20 protein-coding genes and 1 pseudogene are annotated in these 21,635 nt (G+C 64.8%); 17 read left to right on the forward strand and 4 right to left on the reverse strand.

All coding sequences use genetic code 11. The features are described 5' to 3' along the window. The first annotated feature begins 276 nt into the window (after positions 1 to 276). Genes AC25MA_RS11920 through AC25MA_RS11930 form a run of 3 tightly spaced genes read left to right on the forward strand, consistent with a single transcriptional unit; the run spans position 277 to position 3,839 of the window. Positions 277 to 936 (forward strand): paraquat-inducible protein A, encoded by a 660-nt coding sequence (locus AC25MA_RS11920; protein ID WP_062363899.1) that lies wholly within the window; start codon positions 277 to 279, stop codon positions 934 to 936. Next, positions 923 to 1,546, forward strand: a complete 624-nt coding sequence (locus AC25MA_RS11925; RefSeq protein ID WP_028689909.1) for a paraquat-inducible protein A — start codon at positions 923 to 925, stop codon at positions 1,544 to 1,546. The genes AC25MA_RS11920 and AC25MA_RS11925 overlap by 14 nt, the downstream gene beginning before the upstream one ends. Beyond that, the gene (locus AC25MA_RS11930) at positions 1,539 to 3,839 is read left to right on the forward strand and encodes a PqiB family protein (RefSeq protein ID WP_069016177.1); all 2,301 of its coding nucleotides are present in this window, start codon (positions 1,539 to 1,541) and stop codon (positions 3,837 to 3,839) included. The genes AC25MA_RS11925 and AC25MA_RS11930 overlap by 8 nt, the downstream gene beginning before the upstream one ends. Before the next feature lie 213 nt (positions 3,840 to 4,052). Here AC25MA_RS11930 and rpsT read toward each other — a convergent pair whose 3' ends face one another. Next, a complete protein-coding gene (rpsT, locus tag AC25MA_RS11935) occupies positions 4,053 to 4,331 on the reverse strand; it encodes a 30S ribosomal protein S20 (RefSeq protein WP_023533220.1) in 279 nt (92 codons plus the stop codon). Between the two features lie 250 nt (positions 4,332 to 4,581). On the opposite strand from rpsT, the gene murJ reads away from it, so the two are divergent. The 6 genes from murJ (at position 4,582) to ispH (ending at position 11,914) form a co-directional block, all read left to right on the forward strand. Beyond that, the gene (gene murJ / locus AC25MA_RS11940; RefSeq protein WP_028689907.1) at positions 4,582 to 6,120 is read left to right on the forward strand and encodes a murein biosynthesis integral membrane protein MurJ; all 1,539 of its coding nucleotides are present in this window, start codon (positions 4,582 to 4,584) and stop codon (positions 6,118 to 6,120) included. A 118-nt stretch (positions 6,121 to 6,238) separates the two neighbouring features. Beyond that, complete coding sequence (ribF, locus tag AC25MA_RS11945; protein WP_028689906.1) at positions 6,239 to 7,189, forward strand: bifunctional riboflavin kinase/FAD synthetase; 951 nt, start codon at positions 6,239 to 6,241, stop codon at positions 7,187 to 7,189. After that, a complete protein-coding gene (gene ileS / locus AC25MA_RS11950) occupies positions 7,186 to 10,017 on the forward strand; it encodes an isoleucine--tRNA ligase (RefSeq protein WP_232854060.1) in 2,832 nt (943 codons plus the stop codon). The genes ribF and ileS overlap by 4 nt, the downstream gene beginning before the upstream one ends. Then, positions 10,010 to 10,525 carry a signal peptidase II gene (gene lspA, locus AC25MA_RS11955; protein ID WP_486972042.1) on the forward strand — a complete coding sequence of 172 codons (516 nt, stop codon included), beginning with the start codon at positions 10,010 to 10,012 and terminating at the stop codon, positions 10,523 to 10,525. The genes ileS and lspA overlap by 8 nt, the downstream gene beginning before the upstream one ends. Next, entirely contained in the window at positions 10,518 to 10,955 is a 438-nt protein-coding gene (gene fkpB, locus AC25MA_RS11960) for an FKBP-type peptidyl-prolyl cis-trans isomerase (RefSeq protein WP_028689903.1), read from the forward strand. The genes lspA and fkpB overlap by 8 nt, the downstream gene beginning before the upstream one ends. Positions 10,956 to 10,969: 14 nt before the next feature. Continuing rightward, positions 10,970 to 11,914 carry a 4-hydroxy-3-methylbut-2-enyl diphosphate reductase gene (gene ispH / locus AC25MA_RS11965; RefSeq protein WP_028689902.1) on the forward strand — a complete coding sequence of 315 codons (945 nt, stop codon included), beginning with the start codon at positions 10,970 to 10,972 and terminating at the stop codon, positions 11,912 to 11,914. Between the two features lies 1 nt (position 11,915). Here the strand turns inward: ispH and AC25MA_RS11970 are convergent, their stop codons facing one another. Beyond that, entirely contained in the window at positions 11,916 to 12,365 is a 450-nt protein-coding gene (locus tag AC25MA_RS11970; protein ID WP_367869666.1) for a GspH/FimT family pseudopilin, read from the reverse strand. Between the two features lie 136 nt (positions 12,366 to 12,501). On the opposite strand from AC25MA_RS11970, the pseudogene AC25MA_RS11975 reads away from it, so the two are divergent. The 5 genes and pseudogenes from AC25MA_RS11975 to thiO all read left to right on the forward strand — a co-directional run. After that, positions 12,502 to 12,678: pseudogene (locus AC25MA_RS11975) on the forward strand (prepilin-type N-terminal cleavage/methylation domain-containing protein); the annotation flags it as partial. A gap of 179 nt (positions 12,679 to 12,857) precedes the next feature. Further along, positions 12,858 to 13,505 carry a PilW family protein gene (locus tag AC25MA_RS11980; protein WP_069016173.1) on the forward strand — a complete coding sequence of 216 codons (648 nt, stop codon included), beginning with the start codon at positions 12,858 to 12,860 and terminating at the stop codon, positions 13,503 to 13,505. Beyond that, positions 13,502 to 13,972 (forward strand): hypothetical protein, encoded by a 471-nt coding sequence (locus tag AC25MA_RS11985; protein ID WP_139121021.1) that lies wholly within the window; start codon positions 13,502 to 13,504, stop codon positions 13,970 to 13,972. The genes AC25MA_RS11980 and AC25MA_RS11985 overlap by 4 nt, the downstream gene beginning before the upstream one ends. 1 nt (position 13,973) lies before the next feature. Next, positions 13,974 to 14,366: a type IV pilin protein gene (locus tag AC25MA_RS11990; RefSeq protein ID WP_028689898.1), complete on the forward strand. Its 393-nt coding sequence runs from the start codon at positions 13,974 to 13,976 to the stop codon at positions 14,364 to 14,366. A gap of 53 nt (positions 14,367 to 14,419) precedes the next feature. Further along, positions 14,420 to 15,517 carry a glycine oxidase ThiO gene (gene thiO, locus AC25MA_RS11995; RefSeq protein WP_069016172.1) on the forward strand — a complete coding sequence of 366 codons (1,098 nt, stop codon included), beginning with the start codon at positions 14,420 to 14,422 and terminating at the stop codon, positions 15,515 to 15,517. Positions 15,518 to 15,580: 63 nt separating this feature from the next. On the opposite strand, the gene AC25MA_RS12000 is transcribed toward thiO, so the two are convergent. Both AC25MA_RS12000 and AC25MA_RS12005 read right to left on the reverse strand, forming a co-directional pair. Continuing rightward, positions 15,581 to 15,811, reverse strand: a complete 231-nt coding sequence (locus tag AC25MA_RS12000; protein WP_028689896.1) for a PP0621 family protein — start codon at positions 15,809 to 15,811, stop codon at positions 15,581 to 15,583. 94 nt (positions 15,812 to 15,905) lie between these two features. After that, on the reverse strand, positions 15,906 to 16,925 hold the full coding sequence (locus tag AC25MA_RS12005; RefSeq protein WP_028689895.1) for an outer membrane protein assembly factor BamD: 1,020 nt from the start codon (positions 16,923 to 16,925) through the stop codon (positions 15,906 to 15,908). Positions 16,926 to 17,074: 149 nt separating this feature from the next. Between AC25MA_RS12005 and rluD the strand changes: the two genes are divergently transcribed. From rluD to clpB, 3 genes are all read left to right on the forward strand, one after another. Beyond that, positions 17,075 to 18,037 carry a 23S rRNA pseudouridine(1911/1915/1917) synthase RluD gene (gene rluD / locus AC25MA_RS12010; protein ID WP_028689894.1) on the forward strand — a complete coding sequence of 321 codons (963 nt, stop codon included), beginning with the start codon at positions 17,075 to 17,077 and terminating at the stop codon, positions 18,035 to 18,037. Then, positions 18,034 to 18,774, forward strand: a complete 741-nt coding sequence (gene pgeF, locus AC25MA_RS12015) for a peptidoglycan editing factor PgeF (protein ID WP_028689893.1) — start codon at positions 18,034 to 18,036, stop codon at positions 18,772 to 18,774. Before rluD ends, pgeF begins: the two co-directional genes overlap by 4 nt. Before the next feature lie 163 nt (positions 18,775 to 18,937). Continuing rightward, positions 18,938 to 21,502, forward strand: coding sequence for an ATP-dependent chaperone ClpB (clpB, locus tag AC25MA_RS12020; RefSeq protein ID WP_069016171.1), 2,565 nt, complete (start codon positions 18,938 to 18,940; stop codon positions 21,500 to 21,502). Positions 21,503 to 21,635: the final 133 nt, after the last annotated feature.

Genomic DNA, 21,635 nt, shown 5'->3' on the forward strand with positions numbered 1-21,635 from the left:
CCGATGGTAGTGTGGGGCTTCCCCATGTGAGAGTAGGTCATCGTCAAGATTCATTTCGCAAAACCCCTATCTGCGCGAGCAGGTAGGGGTTTTGTCTTTTCCGCGTTTCTAAGCCAACGCCGGCTCTGTTGTGCAACACGCAGCGTGGGTGCGGGGGATCGTGTCGCCTGCGGAAAATGTGACCCGAACATCGATACAGTTCCTCATAATGGCCGTCTCCCACAATTCGAGTCGGAACACTAGAATAGAGCCGACGCATCCATTCAGAACCCCTTTATGCCCAACCCTGTCGATCCCGAAGCGCTCGCACAGCTGCCGCTGGACGAACTCGTGGCCTGCCACGAGTGCGACCTGTTGATGCGCAAGACCACGCTGCAGCATGACGAGAAGGCCTTGTGCCCGCGCTGCGGCTACGAGCTGTACGCTCATCGCCACAACCTGATCAACCGTAGCCTGGCCCTGGTCCTGACCGCCCTGCTGCTGTACGTGCCGGCCAATTTCCTGCCGATCATGCAATTGCACCTGCTCGGCCAGACCTCCGACGACACCGTCTGGAGCGGTGTATTAGGCCTATACAACTCAGAGATGCGCGGCATCGCCGTGGTGGTGTTCCTGTGCAGCATGGCCATCCCTTTGCTCAAGCTGCTCTGCCAGCTGATGGTGCTGTTGAGCATCCGCCTGGATATTGGCCGCAGCTATGGCCTGCTGATCTATCGTATCTATCACCACCTGCGTGAATGGGGCATGCTCGAGGTCTACTTCATGGGCGTGCTGGTGGCCATCGTCAAGCTGGTCGACCTGGCCGAGCTGAGCATCGGCCTGGGCCTGTTCTGCTTCATCAGCCTGTTGCTGGTGCAGGTATGGCTCGAGGTGGTCATGTCGCCACACCAGATCTGGGTGGCCTTGTCGGGGGAGGATGTCCATGCGGGCGATTGATGCAGGCATCCTGGTCTGCAATGAATGTCACCAGCTGAACCGCCAGGAGCCGGACAGCACCTCGCAGGCTTGCACCCGCTGCGGCGCGGTGGTGCATGCCCGGCGGCCCAACAGCATCGTGCGCACCTGGGCGCTGCTGATAACGGCCATGGTGCTCTATATCCCGGCCAATGTGCTGCCGATCATGACCGTCAGCGCGCTCGGCCAGGGCAGCCCGGACACCATCATGTCCGGCGTCATCACCTTGATGAAGCACGGCATGCTGCCGATCGCCGCTGTGGTGTTCATCGCCAGCATCCTGGTGCCGACCTTCAAGCTGGTCGGCATCGCCCTGCTGCTGTACTCGGTGCAGCGCCACCAGCCGCTCTCGGCACGTCAGCGCATCCTGATGTACCGCTTCATCGAATTCATCGGTCGCTGGTCGATGCTGGACATCTTCGTCATCGCCATCCTGGTCGCGGTGGTGAATTTCGGGCGCATCGCCAGTGTCGAAGCCAACCTGGGCGCCGTCGCCTTCGCCACCGTGGTGATCCTGACGATGCTCGCCGCTTTAACTTTCGATCCCCGACTGATCTGGGATAACACGGAGTCGGATGACGACCATGAGTGATTTGCCTACGGCTAAAACCCGGCCTGCTTCGAATTGGTCGGCCATCTGGATCCTGCCGCTGATTGCCCTGGCGATCGGCGGCTGGCTGGCCTGGCAGGCCTATCGCGATGCTGGTATCGAGATCCAGGTGCGCTTCGAGAGTGGCGAGGGCATCGTCGCCAACAAGACCGAGGTCATCTACAAGGGCATGTCGGTGGGCAAGGTCACCGCCCTGGTGCTGGATGACAAGGGTGACAACCGTGGCGTTGTCGCCACCATCGAGATGCGCAAGGAAGCGGGCCCGCACCTGACCAAGGGCACGCGTTTCTGGCTGGTCAAGCCAAGTGTCAGCTTGGCGGGTATCTCGGGCCTGGAGACGTTGGTCTCGGGTAACTACATCGCCGTTGATCCCGGGGAGGGGGAGCCGACCAAGCGTTTCACCGCGCTCAAGGAAGCTCCGCCGTTGTCCGATTCCGAGCCGGGCCTGCACCTTACCCTCAAGGCCGAGCGCCTGGGTTCGCTCAATCGTGACAGTCCGGTGTTCTACAAACAGATCCAGGTGGGTCGGGTGAAGAGCTATCGCCTGTCCGAGGACCAGGGCACGGTGGAGATCAAGGTGTTCATTGCGCCCGCTTACGCCAGCCTGGTACGTAAACACACGCGGTTCTGGAACGCCAGCGGGGTCAGCATCGACGCCGACCTGTCCGGCGTGAAGGTGCGCACCGAATCGCTCTCGAGCATCGTTGCCGGCGGCATCGCCTTTGCCACGCCAGAGAACCGCAAGGACAGCCCGCCCACCGACCCAAGCCTGCCGTTCCGTCTTTACGAAGACTTCGATGCCGCCCAGGCCGGTATCCGGGTCAAGGTCAAGCTGAGCGATTTCGAGGGGTTGCAGAAGGGCCGTACACCGGTGCTGTACAAAGGTATCCAGGTGGGATCGCTGAAGGAACTGAAAGTCGAAGGCGACCTCTCCACGGCCATGGCCGAGCTGACCATGGATCCCCTGGCCGAGGACTACCTGGTTGAAGGCACTCAGTTCTGGGTGGTCAAGCCGTCCATCTCCCTGGCCGGCATCACCGGTCTCGAGGCCTTGGTGAAGGGCAACTACATTGCCGTGCGCCCGGGTGAGCCAGGTGCCAAGCCGCTGCGCGAATTCGAGGCGCGTCCCAAGGCGCCGCCGCTGGACCTGAAGGCGCCGGGCCTGCACATGGTGCTGTTCGCCGACACCCTGGGTTCGCTGGAGGTAGGCAGCCCGGTGATGTATCGCCAGGTGCGGGTGGGAAGCGTGCAGAGTTACCAGTTCGCTCGCAACAGCAAACGCATCCTGATCGGCGTCCATATTGAGAAGGAGTACGCCAACCTGGTAAACGGCTCCACGCGCTTCTGGAATGCCAGCGGCATCACCCTGACTGGCGGGCTGTCGGGCATCCAGGTCAAGAGCGAGTCGCTGCAGACGCTGATGGCGGGTGGTATCGCCTTCGATACGCCGAAACCGGATGTGCCGCTCAAGCGCCATATTCCGCGTTTCCGCCTGCACGAGAGCCAGGATGCGGCCAACCGTGCCGGTACCTTGATCACTATCCGTGTGGACCGTGCCGAAGGCTTGAAGCCGGGCACGCCGATCCGTTTTCGTGGCCTGGATGTGGGCAGTGTCGAGAGCGTCGACCTGACCGCTGATCTGCAGGCCGTGGTGCTGCGTGCACGGATCACCCAAGCGGCCGAGCGTATCGCCCGTGCCGGCACCCAGTTCTGGGTGGTCAAGCCGGCCTTGGGGCTGGTGCGTACCCAGAACCTCGACACCTTGATCGGCGGCCAATATTTGGAGGTGTTGCCGGCGCTCAAGGACAAGGGGCCGCAGCGTGACTTCATCGCCCTGAGTGATGCGCCGGAGGTGAAAGGCGAGGAGGTCGGCCTGCCGCTGACCCTGAGCGCGGCGCGCCGCGGCTCGATCAAGCCGGGTGTGCCGGTGACCTATCGAGAGGTCACGGTGGGCAAGGTCACCGGCTTCGAGTTGGGCCAGACCGCCGACCGTGTGCTTATCCACATCCTGATCGAACCGCGTTACGCCGGGCTGGTTCGTGGCGGCAGCCGTTTCTGGAACAGCAGCGGGTTCGGCTTCGACTGGGGGCTGTTCAAGGGCGCCACGGTGCGCACCGAGTCGGTGGAGACCCTGATCGAGGGCGGAATTGCCTTCGCCACCCCGGACGGCGAACAGATGGGTAACCCGGCGCGGCCGCAGCAGACCTTCGCCTTGTTCGACAAGGCCGAGGATGCTTGGCTGGAGTGGGCGCCGAAGATTCAGATTGGTAAGTGATCGAACGGTTGGCCTGGTACCTGTAGGAGCGGCCTCGTGTCGCGAAAGGGCTGCACGGCAGCCCCAGGATTTCAGTGCAGACGCACAATCGCCGGGGCCGCTTTGCGGCCCTTTCGCGACGCAACGCCGCTCTTACAGATAGAGGAGTGTGGAGAGAAATCACAGGTATAAAAAAACCGACCCTAGGGTCGGTTTTTTCGACAAGAACGTCGCTTAGGCAGCTGCAGCTTCTTTCAGCGCCTTGATGTGGCCATTCAGACGGCCTTTGTGGCGAGCAGCTTTGTTCTTGTGGATGATACCTTTGTCGGCCATACGGTCGATTACAGGTACAGCCAGAACGTAAGCGGCTTGCGCTTTTTCGGCGTCTTTTGCGTCGATGGCTTTGACTACATTCTTGATGTAGGTGCGGACCATGGAACGCAGGCTGGCGTTGTGGCTGCGACGCTTCTCAGCCTGTTTTGCACGTTTCTTGGCGGAAGGTGAGTTGGCCACCGTCGAGCTCCTCGAAAGACTTTAGGTAAATAGCAAACAAAATAGGCCGCGAATCATGCCGATGAGTCGAGCGGATGTCAAGGCCACCTGCAGGGTTCCGCCGAGTGGTGAGCCAGCAGGAGGGAAATATTCCTTTCTGCCGCACGACCTGTAAACTCGGGAATTTTTGGCTCCCCTGCGAAGGCGCGGGAGTATCGCACATTCGGACGCTGTCTGGCAGCGCCCTCTGTCCCTGGCGTGAAATTTTTCGATGAACCTGCTCAAATCCCTGGCTGCAGTCAGCTCCATCACCATGATTTCCCGGGTGCTCGGCTTCGTGCGCGATACCATCCTGGCACGGGTGTTCGGCGCCGGCATCGCCACCGACGCCTTCTTCATCGCCTTCAAACTGCCCAACCTGTTGCGGCGGATCTTCGCCGAGGGGGCCTTCTCCCAGGCCTTCGTGCCGATCCTGGCCGAATACAAGACCCAGCAGGGCGAGGAGGCCACCCGTACCTTCATCGCCTATGTGAGCGGCCTGCTGACCCTGGTCCTGGCCCTGGTCACGGTGATCGGCATCCTTGCTGCGCCGTGGGTGGTCTGGGCCACCGCGCCGGGCTTCGTCGACAGCGCGCAAAAGTACGAGCTGACCACCGCGCTGTTGCGGGTGACGTTTCCTTATATATTGCTGATCTCGTTGTCGTCGCTGGTCGGCGCGATTCTCAATACCTGGAACCGCTTCAGTGTGCCGGCGTTCACGCCCACGCTGCTCAATGTGGCGATGATCGCCTTCGCCGTGCTGCTGACGCCGTACTTCGACCCGCCGATCATGGCCTTGGGCTGGGGCGTGCTGGCCGGTGGCCTGGCGCAGCTTTTGTACCAGCTGCCAGCGCTGAGGAAGATCGGCATGCTCGTGCTGCCACGCCTGAACCTGCGCGACAGCGGCGTGTGGCGCGTGCTCAAGCAGATGCTGCCGGCCATCCTGGGGGTGTCGGTGAGCCAGATTTCGCTGATCATCAACACCATCTTCGCCTCGTTCCTGGTGGCAGGCTCGGTGTCATGGATGTACTACGCCGACCGTCTGATGGAGCTGCCGTCCGGTGTGCTCGGCGTGGCCCTGGGCACCATCCTGCTGCCGACCCTGGCCAAGACCTATGCCAACAAGGATCGCGAGGAGTACTCGCGGATCCTCGACTGGGGCCTGCGCCTGTGCTTCCTGCTGGTGCTGCCCTGCACCCTGGCCCTGGCCATCCTTGCCGAGCCGCTGACCGTGGCGTTGTTCCAGTACGGCAAGTTCACCGCCTTCGACGCTGCCATGACCCAGCGCGCGCTCATCGCCTATTCGGTGGGCTTGCTGGCGATCATCCTGGTCAAGGTGCTGGCACCTGGCTTCTATGCGCAGCAGAATATCCGCACGCCGGTGAAGATCGCGGTCTTCACCCTGGTCTGCACCCAACTGTTCAACCTGGCCCTGGTCGGCCCGCTGGCCCATGCCGGGCTGGCCCTGGCCATCAGCCTGGGCGCGTGCCTGAACGCCGGCCTGCTGTTCTGGAAACTGCGCAGCCAGCAGCTGTTCCAGCCGCAGCCGGGCTGGATGCCGTTCCTGCTCAAGCTGGTGCTGGCCGTGACCCTGATGTCGGGCGTGCTGCTGCTGGGCATGCATTACCTGCCGGCCTGGGAACAGGGCAACATGCTTGCGCGCTTCCTGCGTCTCGGGGCGCTGATTGCCGCGGGCGTGGTGACCTACTTCGGCTGCCTGTTCCTGTGCGGGTTCCGCCCACGGCATTTCGCCCGCAAGGCGTTGCATTGAGGCGCATGAGGGGTCAGGCGTCGGTTTTTCGCATTCCATGCCCCCTGGGGGCGCTGCTGCCTGTCACCAGCGCCCGGGTGTGGTTATAATCGGCCACTTTATGAGCAAGAAGCGCGTTATGCAGCTGGTTCGAGGTCTTCACAACCTGCGCCCCGAGCACCGGGGCTGTGTCGCCACCATTGGCAACTTCGACGGGGTCCACCGCGGCCACCAGGCGATCCTCGCACGCCTGCGCGAACGCGGCCAGGCGCTGGGCCTGCCCACCTGCGTGGTGATCTTCGAGCCGCAGCCGCGCGAGTACTTCGCCCCGCAGAGCGCTCCGGCGCGCCTGGCCCGTCTGCGCGACAAGGTCGAGCTGCTGGCCGGCGAGGGCATCGACCGGGTCCTGTGCCTGTCGTTCAACCAGCGCCTGAGCCAGCTCAGCGCCGAGCAGTTCGTCAAGGCGGTGCTGGTCGATGGCCTGGGCGTGCGCCATCTCGAAGTGGGTGACGACTTCCGCTTCGGCTGCGACCGCGCCGGCGACTTCGCCTTCCTCACCGAGGCTGGCAAACGCCACGGCTTCACCGTCGAGGCGGCCAACACCGTGATCCAGGACGGCCTGCGGGTCAGCAGCACCGAAGTGCGCAAGGCCCTGGCCGAAGGCGACTTCGAGCTGGCCGAGCACCTGCTGGGCCGTCCGTACCGCATCACCGGGCGCGTGCTGCATGGCCAGAAGCTGGCCCGCCAGCTCGGCACCCCCACCGCCAACATCCAGCTCAAGCGCCGTCGCGTGCCGTTGTCCGGGGTCTACCTGGCCAGCATCGAAATCGACGGCAAGGCCTGGCCGGGTGTCGGCAATATCGGAGTGCGCCCCACCGTCGCCGGTGACGGGCGTCCTCACCTGGAGATTCATCTCCTGGACTACGCCGGCGACCTGTATGGCCGGCGCCTGACGGTGGAATTCCACCACAAGCTGCGTGAAGAGCAGCGTTTCGCCTCCCTGGAGGCGCTGAAGTCGGCGATCGACGCGGACATCGCCGCCGCACGTGCCCACTGGCACGCTCAACCGCTAACGAAGAGCCTGAAATGACCGACTACAAAGCCACGCTTAACCTTCCGGACACCGCCTTCCCCATGAAGGCCGGCCTGCCTCAGCGCGAACCGCAGATCCTGCAGCGCTGGGACAGTATTGGCCTGTACGGTAAGCTGCGCGAGATTGGCAAGGATCGTCCGAAGTTCGTCCTGCACGACGGCCCGCCCTATGCCAACGGCAAGATCCACATCGGTCATGCGCTGAACAAGATTCTCAAGGACATGATTGTCCGCTCCAAGACCCTGTCCGGTTTCGACGCGCCGTATGTGCCGGGCTGGGACTGCCACGGCCTGCCGATCGAGCACAAGGTCGAGGTCACCCACGGCAAGCACCTGACCGCCGACCGTACCCGCGAGCTGTGCCGCGAGTATGCCGCCGAGCAGATCGAAGGGCAGAAGACCGAGTTCATCCGCCTGGGCGTGCTGGGCGACTGGGACAACCCGTACAAGACCATGAACTTCGCCAACGAGGCCGGTGAAATCCGCGCCCTGGCCGAGATGGTCAAGCAGGGCTTCGTGTTCAAGGGCCTCAAGCCTGTGAACTGGTGTTTCGATTGCGGCTCCGCCCTGGCTGAAGCCGAGGTCGAGTACGCCGACAAGAAATCCCAGACCATCGACGTCGCCTTCCCGGTGGTCGATGCCGACAAGCTGGCCGCCGCCTTTGGCCTGGGCGCGCTGGCCAAGCCCGCCGCCATCGTGATCTGGACCACCACCCCGTGGACCATCCCGGCCAACCAGGCGCTGAACATCCACCCGGACTTCAAGTACGCCCTGGTCGATACCGGCGAGCGCCTGCTGGTGCTGGCCGAAGAGCTGGTCGAGTCGTGCCTCAAGCGCTACAACCTGGAAGGCTCGATCATCGCCACCGCTCCAGGCTCGGCCCTGGAACTGATCAACTTCCGCCACCCGTTCTACGACCGCCTGTCGCCGATCTACCTGGCCGACTACGTCGAGCTGGGCGCCGGTACCGGCGTGGTGCACTCCTCGCCAGCCTACGGTGAAGACGACTTCGTCACCTGCAAGCGCTATGGCATGGTCAACGACGACATCCTCACCCCGGTGCAGAGCAACGGCGTGTATGTCGAGTCGCTGCCGTTCTTCGGCGGCCAGTTCATCTGGAAGGCCAACCCGGCCATCGTTGAAAAGCTCAGTGAAGTCGGTGCGCTGATGCACACCGAGACCATCAGCCACAGCTACATGCACTGCTGGCGCCACAAGACCCCGCTGATCTACCGCGCCACCGCGCAGTGGTTCGTCGGCATGGACAAGCAACCGAGCACTGGCGAGCCGCTGCGTGAGCGCGCGCTCAAGGCCATCGAAGAGACCAAGTTCGTTCCGGCCTGGGGCCAGGCGCGCCTGCACTCGATGATCGCCAACCGCCCGGACTGGTGCATCTCGCGTCAGCGCAACTGGGGCGTGCCGATCCCGTTCTTCCTCGACAAGCAGACCGGCGAGCTGCACCCGCGCACCGTCGAGCTGATGGAAGAAGTCGCCAAGCGCGTCGAGCAGGAAGGCATCGAGGCCTGGTTCAAGCTGGACGCTGCCGAGCTGCTCGGTGACGAGGCTGGCCAGTACGACAAGATCACCGACACCCTCGATGTGTGGTTCGACTCTGGCACCACCCACTGGCACGTGCTGCGCGGCTCCCACGACATCGGCCACGCCACCGGCCCGCGCGCCGACCTGTACCTGGAAGGCTCCGACCAGCACCGTGGCTGGTTCCACTCCTCGTTGCTCACCGGTTGCGCCATCGACGGCCACGCGCCGTACCGCGAGCTGCTGACCCACGGCTTCACCGTGGACGAGAACGGCCGCAAGATGTCCAAGTCGCTGGGCAACACCATCGAGCCGCAGAAGGTCAACGACACCCTGGGTGCCGACATCCTGCGCCTGTGGGTCTCGGCCACCGACTACTCCGGCGAGATGGCGGTTTCCGAGCAGATCCTGCAGCGCAGCGCCGATGCCTATCGCCGCATCCGCAACACCGCGCGCTTCCTGCTTTCCAACCTGTCCGGCTTCGACCCGGCCCGCGACCTGCTGCCGGCCGAAGACATGCTGGCCCTGGACCGTTGGGCGGTCGACCGCACCCTGCTGCTGCAGCGCGAGCTGGAAGAGCACTACAGCGAGTACCGTTTCTGGAACGTCTACTCGAAGATCCACAACTTCTGCGTGCAGGAGCTGGGCGGCTTCTACCTCGACATCATCAAGGACCGCCAGTACACCACCGGCGCCAACAGTGTTGCCCGCCGCTCGTGCCAGACCGCGCTGTACCACATCAGCGAGGCGCTGGTGCGCTGGATCGCGCCGATCCTGGCGTTCACCGCCGACGAGATCTGGCAGTACCTGCCGGGCGAGCGCAACGAGTCGGTGATGCTCAACACCTGGTACCAGGGCCTGGCCGAGCTGCCGGCCGACGCCGAGCTGGACCGTGCCTACTGGGATCGCGTGATGGCCGTTAAAGCCGCGGTCAACAAGGAGCTGGAAAACCAGCGTACCGCCAAGGTCATCGGCGGCAACCTGCAGGCCGAAGTCACCCTGTTCGCCGAAGAGGGCCTGACCGCCGACCTGAACAAGCTCGGCGACGAGCTGCGCTTCGTGCTGATCACCTCGGCCGCCAGCGTGGTGCCGTTCGTCCAGGCGCCGGCCGATGCCGTGACAACCGAAGTCGAAGGACTCAAGCTGAAAGTGGTCAAGTCCGGCCATGCCAAGTGCGGCCGTTGCTGGCACTTCCGCGCCGATGTGGGCAGCCACCCGGAGCATCCGGAGATCTGCGCCCGTTGCGTCGACAACCTGAGCGGTTCGGGTGAGGTGCGCCACTATGCCTAATGCTCCTGCAGGGCGCTTCGGGCGCCTTGCCTGGCTCTGGCTGAGCCTGGTGGTCCTGGTCCTTGACCAGGCCACCAAGCTGTACTTCGACAACGAGCTGACCATGTACCAGCAGATCGTGGTCATTCCCGACTACTTCAGCTGGACCCTGGCCTACAACACCGGCGCCGCGTTCAGCTTCCTGGCCGACAGCTCCGGCTGGCAGCGCTGGCTGTTCGCGCTGATTGCCGTGGTGGTCAGTGCCGTGCTGGTGGTCTGGCTCAAGCGCCTGGGGCGCAACGAGACCTGGCTGGCCGTGGCCCTGGCCCTGGTGCTGGGCGGCGCGCTGGGTAACCTGTACGACCGCGTCGTGCTGGGCCATGTGGTCGACTTCATCCTGGTGCACTGGCAGAACCGCTACTACTTCCCGGCCTTCAACCTGGCCGACAGCGCGATCACCGTGGGCGCGGTGATGCTGGCGCTGGACATGTTCAAGAGCAAGAAGTCCGAGGAAGCCGTCCATGACTGAGACCCGCATTGGCCAGAACACCGAAGTCACCCTGCACTTCGCGCTGCACCTGGAAAACGGCGACACCGTCGACAGCACCTTCGACAAGGCCCCGGCCGTGTTCAAGGTCGGCGACGGCAACCTGCTGCCGGGCTTCGAGACGGCCCTGTTCGGCTTCAAGGCCGGTGACCAGCGCAAGCTGACCATCGCCCCTGAGAACGCCTTCGGCCAGCACAACCCGCAGAACGTGCAGGTGATGCCGCGCTCGCAGTTCGAAGGCATGGAGCTGTCCGAAGGGCTGCTGGTGATCTTCAACGACGCCGCCAACACCGAGCTTCCAGGCGTGGTCAAGGCGTTCGACGACAACCAGGTGACCATCGATTTCAACCATCCACTGGCTGGCAAGACCCTGAGCTTCGAGGTGCAGATCCTCGACGTGAAGGCCGTGTGAGCCTGGAGCCGAGCATGCAAATCAAACTCGCCAACCCGCGCGGCTTCTGCGCGGGGGTCGACCGGGCGATCGAGATCGTCAACCGCGCCCTGGAAGTCTTTGGCCCGCCGATCTACGTGCGCCACGAAGTGGTGCACAACAAGTTCGTGGTCGAGGACCTGCGCAACCGTGGCGCGATCTTCGTCGAAGAGCTGGACCAGGTGCCGGACGACGTCATCGTCATCTTCAGTGCCCATGGCGTTTCCCAGGCCGTGCGCCAGGAAGCCGCCGGCCGTGGCCTGAAGGTGTTCGACGCCACCTGCCCGCTGGTGACCAAGGTGCATATCGAGGTTGCCAAGTACAGCCGCGATGGCCGTGAGACCATTCTCATCGGCCACGAGGGGCACCCGGAAGTCGAAGGCACCATGGGCCAGTACGACGCCAGCAACGGCGGTGCCATCTACCTCGTCGAGGACGAGGACGATGTCGCCAGGTTGCAGGTGCGCAACCCTGATCACCTGGCCTTCGTCACCCAGACTACCCTGTCGATGGATGACACCAGCCGGGTGATCGACGCCCTGCGCGAACGCTTCCCGAACATCGGCGGCCCGCGCAAGGACGACATCTGCTACGCCACCCAGAACCGCCAGGATGCCGTCAAGCAACTGGCCGACGAGTGCGACGTGGTATTGGTGGTCGGCAGCCCCAACAGCTCCAACTCCAACCGCCTGCGCGAGCTGGCCGAGCGCATGAGCACACCGGCCTACCTGATCGACGGCGCCGAGGACCTGCAACGCAGCTGGTTCGACGGGGCCGAGCGCATCGGCATCACCGCCGGGGCCTCGGCGCCCGAGGTGCTGGTGCGTGGCGTGATCGACCAGCTCAAGGCCTGGGGCGCGACCGGCGCCGAAGAGCTCGACGGGCGCGAGGAGAACATCACCTTCTCCATGCCCAAGGAGCTGCGGGTTCGCTCGATCTGAGTCAGTCCGGTGCACAGCGGCGGCCCTCGTTGCTGCGCAGGCTGACCCGGCCACTGGGGCTGAGCACCACCTGATGACGGCTGTCGAGGGTGGTGCGCGGGCAGATGTCCAGCGTGGTGCCGACGAAGCCCACCCCCAGCGGCGCCCCCCGGGCGCTGAACCTCACGACCCGGTACGAGGTCGTGGCAATCTTCAGTGGCCTGTGCAGGCGATGTTCCTGTAACCGTTCGCCATCCTGTTCCAGCACCACCCGCCAGCCTTTGCCCCAATCTTCCTCCAGTGGCCTGACCAGCACGGCCTGGTGTCTCAGCGCTGCCTGGTTGCGGGCGCCGCGCAGGGTCTGCGCCAGCTCCCTGGCCACGGCACCGACGTAAAGCTCATCGCTGAACTTGGTGTAGGCCGATATGCCCTGGTGTGTCAGAAGGCTCAGCACGCCTAGTGCGAACATCATTTGTATCAGTGTTACGCCTTGTTGCCCCACGCTGCATTCCTCCCTGGAAGTGCTTCTCTGTAGCTTCCAGGGTGCCTGGCAAGGGCGCCAGTCGGCCGGTTCGTGTTGTGGGCGAGGAAAGATCCCAGGAGGGGCAATGGACGTGAGGGAAAGGGGCATGACGCTGCTGGAGGTGCTGCTGGCCGTCACGGTGCTGACACTGGGGCTGTTTGCATCGGCGGCCTTGCAGTTGCGCGGGCTGCAGGCGGTCGAGGGGGCGCGGCGGGAAGGGCAGGCGTTACAACTGGCCCAGGGCATGTTGGAGCGCGTGAGGGCAGCGGAGGCGATCGAGGCGGGCGAGGAAGCGGCCTGGCAGTTGCGTCTGACCCAGGTGCTCGGTGGTGCGGCGCAGGGGCGTATGAACCTGGCCGGGGGCGTGCTGGTGCTGGACGTCGATTGGCCGGGCATGGGCGAGGGGCGGCAGTCGCTGAGCGTGCAGGGCAGGGTGCTGCCATGAGGCGTCGGCAGACGGGGCTGGGCCTGGTCGAGGCACTGCTGGCCCTGGCACTGGGCCTGATGCTGCTGGTGGCAGCTGGCCAGGTGTTCGTCTCGGCGTATCAGGCCTGGCGACTGCAGGGCGCGGCGGCGCGCCTGCAGGATGACGCGCGCCTGGCCTTGCAGCGAATGGCCGAGGATATCCGCCAGGCGGGGATGTTCGGTTGTCTGCGTCTTGAAACCGAGGACTTCACCGATCCTGGCGCGGCCCAGGCCTTCGCGTCGCCCATAGAGGTCACCGGCGACAGCCTGACCCTGGTCGGCGCTGAGTTGCCCGGGTTGCTCGGCAGCCCGGACTGGACCGTGCTCAGCGACTGCCGCAGTTGGGCGCGCGTGCAGCCCGGGCAGCACGTCGGGGACGGCGAGTTGCTGGCGCTGCCGGTGCGTCGGGTAACCTACCGGGTGCGCAACGGCAGCCTGATGCTCACCAGCAATGCGCAGCATGCCAGCCTCATCGACCAGGTGCGGGCGCTGGAGGTCAGCCGTGTCGAGGCGGGAGCGGGCGAGCGGCTGGATATCCGCCTGACCTTGCATGACCGGCAGCACGGGCTTGAACAGCACCATTCACTGAGCGTGGCCTTGCGCAACCCGGGAGCCGGGTCGTGACGGGCCAGCGCGGTATCGTCCTGATGCTGGCGTTGATCCTGAGCCTGCTGTTCGGCCTGCTGGCAACCTTGGCCCTGCGCGAGGCGCTTTTGCAGCAACGTCAGGCAGGCGATCAGTTGGCCGGCGCGCGGGCCTTCGAGCAGGCGGAGGCGGCCTTGATCGAGGGCGCAGAACTGCTTGCAGGCGGCATCCCGGCCCGATGCCAGGCCTGTCCGCCACCCAGTCCACCTGATACGCAGCCTTCTCCACCCTGGCTGGCGACCCGCAGTGGCTTCGTTTACCTGCAAACCCTGGGAGACAGCCTGCGTGTCGCGGGTCAGCCCGTCGGGGGCAGGCTGACGCTGGTCCGGGTGACGGCGGTGGGCCTTCAAGCCCGCGGGCGGCAACTGCTGGAGGCGGTCTATGCCATCGACGGTGACGGCGCGGTGAAACGGATCAGCTGGCGCCAGCGCCTGGGGGAGGGCTGAGATGCAGCGCGGCCTTGGTCTGATCGAATTATTGATTGTCGTGGCGCTGATCGGCATGCTGGCAGCCATTGCCTACCCCAGCTACAGCGACCAGTTGCGCCGCGCCGCACGAAGCGAAGCGGTCGGCCTACTGCAGGACGCGGCATTGCGCCTGGAGCAGCACCGCGCACGCGTGGGCGGTTATGCCGACAACGAGCAACTGAGCACCGTGTTGCCCGCGGGCACGCGCTACTACCGCCTGCAGGCCTGGCGCGACACTGACCGTTTCAGCTTGCGCGCCAGCCGCACACCCGAAGCCTTCATGGCGGATGACCGCTGCGGCGACTTCCTGCTCGATCAGGCGGGCGTGCGCGATAACACGGGCGCGGGCGACCAGGCGTGCTGGGGAAGCTGAAGATCATGAGGTGCCCAGGCACCGTGGAATTACTTCAGGTGTTGGATCGAACCATGAGCAAGCAAGTAGTGATTGTCGGCGGCGGTGTCATCGGCCTGCTGACCGCGTTCAACCTGGCGGCGGATGTCGATCAGGTGGTGGTGTGCGACCAGGGCGAGGTGGGTCGGGAGTCTTCCTGGGCCGGTGGCGGGATCGTCTCGCCGCTGTACCCGTGGCGCTACAGCCCGGCGGTGACCGCCCTGGCACACTGGTCGCAGGATTTTTATCCACAGCTGGGCGAGCGTCTGTTCGCCAGCACCGGGGTCGACCCCGAGGTGCACACCACCGGCCTGTACTGGCTGGATCTGGAAGACGAAGCCGAGGCCCTGGCCTGGGCCGCTCGCGAGCATCGCCCGCTCAGTGCGGTGGATATCTCGGCGGCCTATGACGCCGTGCCGGTGCTTGGTCCGGGTTACCGCCATGCCATCTACATGGCGGGCGTGGCCAACGTGCGCAACCCGCGGTTGGTGAAGTCGCTGAAGGCCGCGCTGCAGGCGCTGGCGAACGTGACCCTGCGCGAGCATTGCCAGATCAGCGGTTTCGTCCATGACGGTGGCCGCGTTACCGGTGTGCAGACCGAGGACGGAGTGATCGCCGCCGACGATGTGGTGCTCAGCGCCGGAGCCTGGAGCGGTGACCTGCTGCAGACCCTCGGGCTGACGCTGCCGGTGGAGCCGGTGAAGGGGCAGATGATCCTGTTCAAGTGCGCCGAGGACTTCTTGCCGAGCATGGTCCTGGCCAAGGGGCGCTATGCGATCCCGCGCCGCGACGGGCATGTCCTGGTGGGCAGTACCCTGGAGCATGCCGGCTATGACAAGACCCCGACCGGTGATGCGTTGGCGAGCCTGAAGGCCTCGGCGGTGGAGTTGCTGCCGGCGCTGGCTGATGCCGAGGTGGTGGGGCATTGGGCTGGCCTGCGCCCAGGGTCGCCGGAAGGCATCCCGTACATCGGCGCGGTGCCGGGGCATGAGGGGCTATGGCTGAACTGCGGGCATTACCGCAACGGGCTGGTGCTGGCGCCGGCGTCGTGCCAGCTGTTCGGTGATTTGCTGCTGGGGCGCGAGCCGATCATCGATCCGGCGCCGTATGCGCCTGGGGGGCGGTTGGGCTGAGCGCATAGGGCTCATGCCTATTCACGGTAGGAGATTGCACAGCCCTTCCGGGCTGTGCGTCGGTCAGCGTTGCTGGCCTGGCCCTTGCTCCAGATGCTGCTGGCTGCAATACCACTCCTGGCCCCGCGATAACGCCCGGTCATTGGGCAGGTGAACGCCGCAATGGGCGCAGCGCACCATCTTCAGCGGATCCTGCAGGCGCGGCTCGGCAGGTGATTGCTGACTGGTCTTGAACTTGCGCCACAGCCAGAACGCGGCGGCGATCAGGGCGATCCAGAAGAGTAGGCGAACCATGGTGTCCAGCTTGTCGAGAAAAGAAGCCGACAGTCTAGGACGCAGGCATGAAAAAAGGGAGGCCTCGGGCCTCCCTTTCTTTGCGTGCGTGGTATCAGTCGAACAGACCGAAGGTCATGTAGCTGAACCAGGAACGGTCCTTCTCGGCTTCCTTCGGACCTTCCGGCAGGATCGGGTCGCCGTTCTCGTCCTTGGGCAGCAGCTCTTCGGGCATTTCCGAGCGAGCATCCTGGAACTGCTTGACCACGTCCTGGTTGGCGCGGGTCTCGCCCGGTGGCAGCGGCGCCTGGGTGTCGATCAGGCCCAAGGTGGCCTTGGACAGCCACGAGCGGTTGCCGTTTTCGTCCACCTTGGTGACGAACTGGCCATCGACCAGACTCGGGTGGTCCGGGTAGTTGAGCTTGAGAGTCTCGAGGCTGGTGGCCGCCAGTTCGTCCAGGTGCATGCGCTGGTACGACTCGACCATCACTGCCAGGCCATCACCCACCGACGGGGTTTCCTGGAAGTTCTCCACCACGTAGCGGCCACGGTTGGCGGCGGCGACATAGGCCTCGCGGCTCAGGTAGTAGTTGGCCACGTGGATTTCGTAGGAGGCCAGCAGGTTGCGCAGGTAGATCATGCGCTGCTTGGCGTCCGGGGCGTAGCGGCTGTTGGGGAAGCGGCTGGTCAGCTGGGCGAACTCGTTGTACGAGTCGCGGGCGGCGCCCGGGTCACGCTTGGTCATGTCCAGCGGCAGGAAGCGCGCCAGCAGGCCACGGTCCTGGTCGAACGAGGTCAGGCCCTTGAGGTAGTAGGCGTAGTCGACGTTCGGGTGCTGCGGGTGCAGGCGGATGAAGCGCTCGGCGGCGGATTTGGCGGCCTCGGGCTCGGAGTTCTTGTAGTTGGCGTAGATCAGCTCGAGCTGGGCCTGGTCGGCGTAGCGGCCGAACGGGTAGCGCGACTCCAGGGCCTTGAGCTTGTTCACGGCGCTGGTGTAGCTGGAGTTGTCCAGGTCGGCCTGCGCCTGCTGGTACAGCTCGGCCTCGCTGAGGTTCTCGTCAATGACTTCCTTGTTCGAGGAACAGGCAGCGGTGAGCCCGAGGATGGCGATCAGCAGCAGGTGTTTCACTTGCATGGCGGCTTGCGTCCCTTTGACGGCCGCTGTCTTGGGCGGTGCCGTCCTGTTATGATGAGCGCCCCCGGCCAAACCCCGGGGCAAAAGAAGCCGTATTTAACCACAAGCGCGCAGCCGAAACCAAAGGCTGAACGCCCGTCGATTCGAGCATGTCCGAGATCATTCAACTTAGCGCAGAGGTCCCGTCCGAACTGGGCGGCCAACGCCTCGACCAGGTCGCCGCCCAATTGTTCGCCGAGTACTCGCGTTCGCGCCTGTCCTCGTGGATCAAGGATGGCCGCCTGACCGTCGATGGCGCGGTGCTGCGACCGCGCGACACCGTCCACACCGGCTCCATCCTGGCCCTCGAAGCCGAGCAGGAGGCCCAGGGCGAATGGGTGGCTCAGGACATCGAGCTGGACATCGTCTACGAGGACGACCAGATCCTGGTGATCAACAAGCCGGCCGGGCTGGTGGTCCACCCGGCGGCCGGTCACCCCGACGGCACCTTGCTCAACGCCCTGCTGCACCATGTCCCGGACATCGTCAACGTGCCGCGCGCCGGCATCGTGCACCGCCTGGACAAGGACACCACCGGCCTGATGGTGGTGGCCAAGACCCTGCAGGCGCAAACCAACCTCGTCGACCAGCTGCAAAAACGTTCGGTCAGCCGTATCTACGAGTGCATCGTGGTCGGCGTGGTGATCGCCGGCGGCAAGATCGACGCGCCGATCGGCCGTCACGGCGGCGAGCGCCAGCGCATGGCGGTGACCGAGGGCGGCAAGCCGGCCGTCAGCCACTACCGCGTGCTCAAGCGCTTCCGTTCGCACACCCATGTGCGGGTCAAGCTGGAAACCGGCCGCACCCACCAGATCCGTGTGCACATGGCCCATGTCGGCTATCCGCTGGTCGGTGACCAGACCTACGGTGCACGCTTCCGCATCCCACCGGCCGCCAGCGTGGCCATGGTCGAGGCGGTCAAGCACTTCCCGCGTCAGGCCCTGCACGCGCGTTTCCTGGCGCTGGACCACCCGACCACGGGTGAGCGCATGGAATGGAAGTCGGAGTTGCCGGACGACTTCCAGTGGCTGCTGTCGCTGCTTGACCAGGACCGCGAGAGCTTCATCGGATGAGTGGCCTGGCGCAGTCGCTGATCCTTCCCGACTGGCCGGCCCCGGCCTCGGTTCGCGCCTGTGTCACCACCCGCGAGGGCGGCGTCAGCCTGCCGCCCTACGCCTCCTTCAATCTCGGTGACCACGTGGGCGATGACCCGCAGGCGGTCGCCGAGAACCGTCGTCGCCTGAGTGACGAATTCGCCATCCAGCCCGCCTGGCTCAAGCAGGTGCATGGGCTGGTGGTGGCCGACGCCAACCCCGCCGTGGTTGCCGAAGCCGATGCCAGCTGGACCGACCAGCCGGGCATCGCTTGCACTGTGATGACTGCCGATTGCCTGCCTGCACTGTTCTGCGACCGCGCCGGTACCCGTGTCGCGGCCGCCCATGCCGGCTGGCGCGGGCTGGCCGGTGGCGTGCTGGAGGCCACCCTTGACCGCCTGGCGCTGGCGCCTGAAGAGGTATTGGTGTGGCTGGGGCCCGCCATCGGGCCGCAGGCGTTCGAGGTGGGGCTGGAAGTGCGCGATGCCTTCACTGCCGTGCATCCCGAGGCGGCTGAGGCGTTTGTCGAGGGCGAGCGTGCGGGCAAGCTGATGGCCGATATCTACCAGCTGGCGCGGATCCGCCTGGCGGCGCGTGGCGTTACCGCCGTTTATGGTGGCGGGTTCTGCACGGTCAGCGACTCGCGTTTCTTCTCTTATCGCCGCACCCCGCAGGGTGGGCGCTTTGCTTCGTTGGTCTGGTTGCAGCCGCGCTGACCTTACGCTCCCATGTTGCCTGACGTCACTGGTGCTGACCTCTGTCAACCCCGCTACGCTTGAATCTTCCAGAATCACCCTTATGTATTGGTCATCTCAGGCAGGTTCTTCATTACAGGTGCTGTCCATCGCTCCGCCTGCCCTTTAAAGGAAGGTATCCCCCATGCGAATAGACCGACTGACCAGCAAGCTGCAACTGGCATTATCCGACTCCCAATCCCTGGCCGTGGGCATGGACCACCCGGCCATCGAGCCCCTGCACCTGATGCAGGCGCTGATCGACCAGCAGGGCGGCTCGATCAAGCCGCTGCTGATGCAGGTCGGCTTTGACATCAACAGCCTGCGCAAGGCGTTGACCAAGGAGCTCGACCAACTGCCGAAAATCCAGAACCCCACGGGCGATGTGAACATGTCCCAGGACCTGGCTCGCCTGCTCAACCAGGCCGACCGCCTGGCCCAGCAGAAGGGCGACCAGTTCATCTCCAGCGAGCTGGTGCTGCTCGCCGCCATGGACGAGAACAGCAAGGTCGGCAAGCTGCTGCTCGGCCAGGGCGTGAGCAAGAAGGCCCTGGAGAACGCCATCAACAACCTGCGCGGCGGCGCGGCGGTGAACGACGCCAATGCCGAGGAATCGCGCCAGGCCCTGGACAAGTACACCGTTGACCTCACCAAGCGCGCCGAAGAGGGCAAGCTGGACCCGGTGATCGGCCGTGACGACGAGATCCGCCGCACCATCCAGGTGCTGCAACGCCGCACCAAGAACAACCCGGTGCTGATCGGCGAACCCGGCGTGGGCAAGACCGCCATCGCCGAGGGGCTGGCCCAGCGCATCATCAACGGCGAGGTGCCCGATGGCCTGAAAGGCAAGCGCCTGCTGGCCCTGGACATGGGCGCGCTGATTGCTGGCGCCAAGTACCGCGGCGAGTTCGAAGAGCGCCTCAAAGGCCTGCTCAACGAACTGAGCAAGCAGGAAGGCCAGATCATCCTGTTCATCGACGAGCTGCACACCATGGTCGGCGCCGGTAAAGGCGAAGGCGCCATGGATGCCGGCAACATGCTCAAGCCGGCCCTGGCCCGTGGCGAGCTGCATTGCGTCGGTGCCACCACGCTCAACGAGTACCGCCAGTTCATCGAGAAGGACGCCGCCCTCGAGCGCCGTTTCCAGAAGGTGCTGGTCGAGGAGCCGAGCGAGGAAGACACCATCGCCATCCTGCGCGGCCTGAAAGAACGCTATGAAGTGCACCACAAGGTGGCCATCACCGACGGCGCGATCATCGCCGCGGCCAAGCTCAGCCACCGCTACATCACCGACCGCCAGCTGCCGGACAAGGCCATCGACCTGATCGACGAAGCGGCCAGCCGCATCCGCATGGAGATCGACTCCAAGCCGGAAGTGCTCGACCGCCTCGACCGTCGCTTGATCCAACTGAAGGTGGAATCCCAGGCGCTGAAGAAAGAAGAGGACGAAGCGGCGAAGAAACGCCTGGAAAAACTGACTGAGGAAATCGACCGCCTGGAGCGCGAGTACGCCGACCTCGAAGAGATCTGGGCCTCGGAAAAAGCCGAGGTGCAGGGCTCGGCGCAGATCCAGCAGAAGATCGAGCAGTCGCGCCAGGAACTGGAAGCCGCGCGACGCAAGGGCGACCTCAGCCGCATGGCCGAGCTGCAGTACGGGGTGATCCCGGACCTGGAGCGCAGCCTGCAGATGGTCGACCAGCACGGCAAGACCGACAACCAGCTGCTGCGCAACAAGGTGACCGAGGAAGAAATCGCCGAAGTGGTGTCCAAGTGGACCGGCATCCCGGTGGCCAAGATGCTCGAAGGCGAGCGCGAGAAGCTGCTGAAGATGGAAAGCCTGTTGCATGAGCGGGTGATCGGCCAGGACGAGGCGGTGACCGCCGTGGCCAACGCCGTGCGCCGTTCCCGCGCCGGGCTGTCCGATCCGAACCGCCCCAGCGGCTCGTTCCTGTTCCTCGGGCCTACCGGCGTGGGCAAGACCGAACTGTGCAAGGCGCTGGCCGAGTTCCTGTTCGACACCGAAGAGGCCATGGTGCGCATCGACATGTCCGAGTTCATGGAGAAACACTCGGTGGCTCGCCTGATCGGCGCACCGCCAGGCTATGTGGGTTATGAAGAGGGCGGCTACCTGACCGAGGCCGTGCGTCGCAAGCCGTACTCGGTGGTGCTGCTCGACGAGGTGGAGAAGGCCCACCCGGATGTGTTCAACGTGTTGCTGCAGGTGCTGGAAGACGGTCGCCTGACCGACAGCCACGGCCGCACCGTGGACTTCCGCAACACGGTGATCGTGATGACCTCCAACCTGGGCTCGGCGCAGATCCAGGAACTGGCCGGTGATCGCGAAGCGCAGCGCGCGGCGGTGATGGACGCGGTGGGTTCGCACTTCCGTCCGGAGTTCATCAACCGCATCGACGAGGTGGTGGTGTTCGAGCCGCTGGGCCGCGAGCAGATCGCCGGTATCACCGAGATCCAGCTCGGCCGCCTGCGTGGCCGCCTGGCCGAGCGCGAGCTGTCGCTGAGCCTGAGCCCGGAGGCATTGGACAAGCTGATCGCCGTCGGTTACGACCCGGTGTATGGCGCACGGCCGCTCAAGCGTGCGATCCAGCGCTGGATCGAGAACCCGCTGGCGCAGTTGATCCTGTCTGGCGAGTTCTTGCCGGGTGCGGCGATCACCGCGAAGGTGCAGGGCGAGGAAATCGTCTTCGCCTGATCACGGCAGTAGTTGAAGAGCCCCGCGAAAGCGGGGCTTTTTTATGTGGGCTTTCCCGACGCCATAGCGGGCTTGCCCCGCGATAAGGCCAGTGCAGGCGCCGCAAACCCCTGATTTTTCGGCTTCCTACCTA

The sequence above is a fragment of the Pseudomonas sp. P65(2024) genome (assembly GCF_057480955.1).

Excerpts from the sequence above, each read along its gene's own strand:
- AC25MA_RS11970 (WP_367869666.1), bottom strand. The coding sequence starts at position 12,365 with ATGATGTTCGCACTAGGCGTGCTGAGCCTTCTGACACACCAGGGCATA.
- ispH (WP_028689902.1), top strand. The coding sequence starts at position 10,970 with ATGCAAATCAAACTCGCCAACCCGCGCGGCTTCTGCGCGGGGGTCGAC.
- AC25MA_RS12005 (WP_028689895.1), bottom strand. The coding sequence starts at position 16,925 with ATGCAAGTGAAACACCTGCTGCTGATCGCCATCCTCGGGCTCACCGCT.
- clpB (WP_069016171.1), top strand. The coding sequence starts at position 18,938 with ATGCGAATAGACCGACTGACCAGCAAGCTGCAACTGGCATTATCCGAC.
- AC25MA_RS11980 (WP_069016173.1), top strand. The coding sequence starts at position 12,858 with ATGAGGCGTCGGCAGACGGGGCTGGGCCTGGTCGAGGCACTGCTGGCC.
- AC25MA_RS11925 (WP_028689909.1), top strand. The coding sequence starts at position 923 with ATGCGGGCGATTGATGCAGGCATCCTGGTCTGCAATGAATGTCACCAG.
- thiO (WP_069016172.1), top strand. The coding sequence starts at position 14,420 with ATGAGCAAGCAAGTAGTGATTGTCGGCGGCGGTGTCATCGGCCTGCTG.
- ileS (WP_232854060.1), top strand. The coding sequence starts at position 7,186 with ATGACCGACTACAAAGCCACGCTTAACCTTCCGGACACCGCCTTCCCC.
- fkpB (WP_028689903.1), top strand. The coding sequence starts at position 10,518 with ATGACTGAGACCCGCATTGGCCAGAACACCGAAGTCACCCTGCACTTC.
- ribF (WP_028689906.1), top strand. The coding sequence starts at position 6,239 with ATGCAGCTGGTTCGAGGTCTTCACAACCTGCGCCCCGAGCACCGGGGC.
- pgeF (WP_028689893.1), top strand. The coding sequence starts at position 18,034 with ATGAGTGGCCTGGCGCAGTCGCTGATCCTTCCCGACTGGCCGGCCCCG.
- AC25MA_RS11990 (WP_028689898.1), top strand. The coding sequence starts at position 13,974 with ATGCAGCGCGGCCTTGGTCTGATCGAATTATTGATTGTCGTGGCGCTG.
- murJ (WP_028689907.1), top strand. The coding sequence starts at position 4,582 with ATGAACCTGCTCAAATCCCTGGCTGCAGTCAGCTCCATCACCATGATT.
- lspA (WP_486972042.1), top strand. The coding sequence starts at position 10,010 with ATGCCTAATGCTCCTGCAGGGCGCTTCGGGCGCCTTGCCTGGCTCTGG.
- AC25MA_RS11930 (WP_069016177.1), top strand. The coding sequence starts at position 1,539 with ATGAGTGATTTGCCTACGGCTAAAACCCGGCCTGCTTCGAATTGGTCG.
- rluD (WP_028689894.1), top strand. The coding sequence starts at position 17,075 with ATGTCCGAGATCATTCAACTTAGCGCAGAGGTCCCGTCCGAACTGGGC.
- AC25MA_RS12000 (WP_028689896.1), bottom strand. The coding sequence starts at position 15,811 with ATGGTTCGCCTACTCTTCTGGATCGCCCTGATCGCCGCCGCGTTCTGG.
- AC25MA_RS11920 (WP_062363899.1), top strand. The coding sequence starts at position 277 with ATGCCCAACCCTGTCGATCCCGAAGCGCTCGCACAGCTGCCGCTGGAC.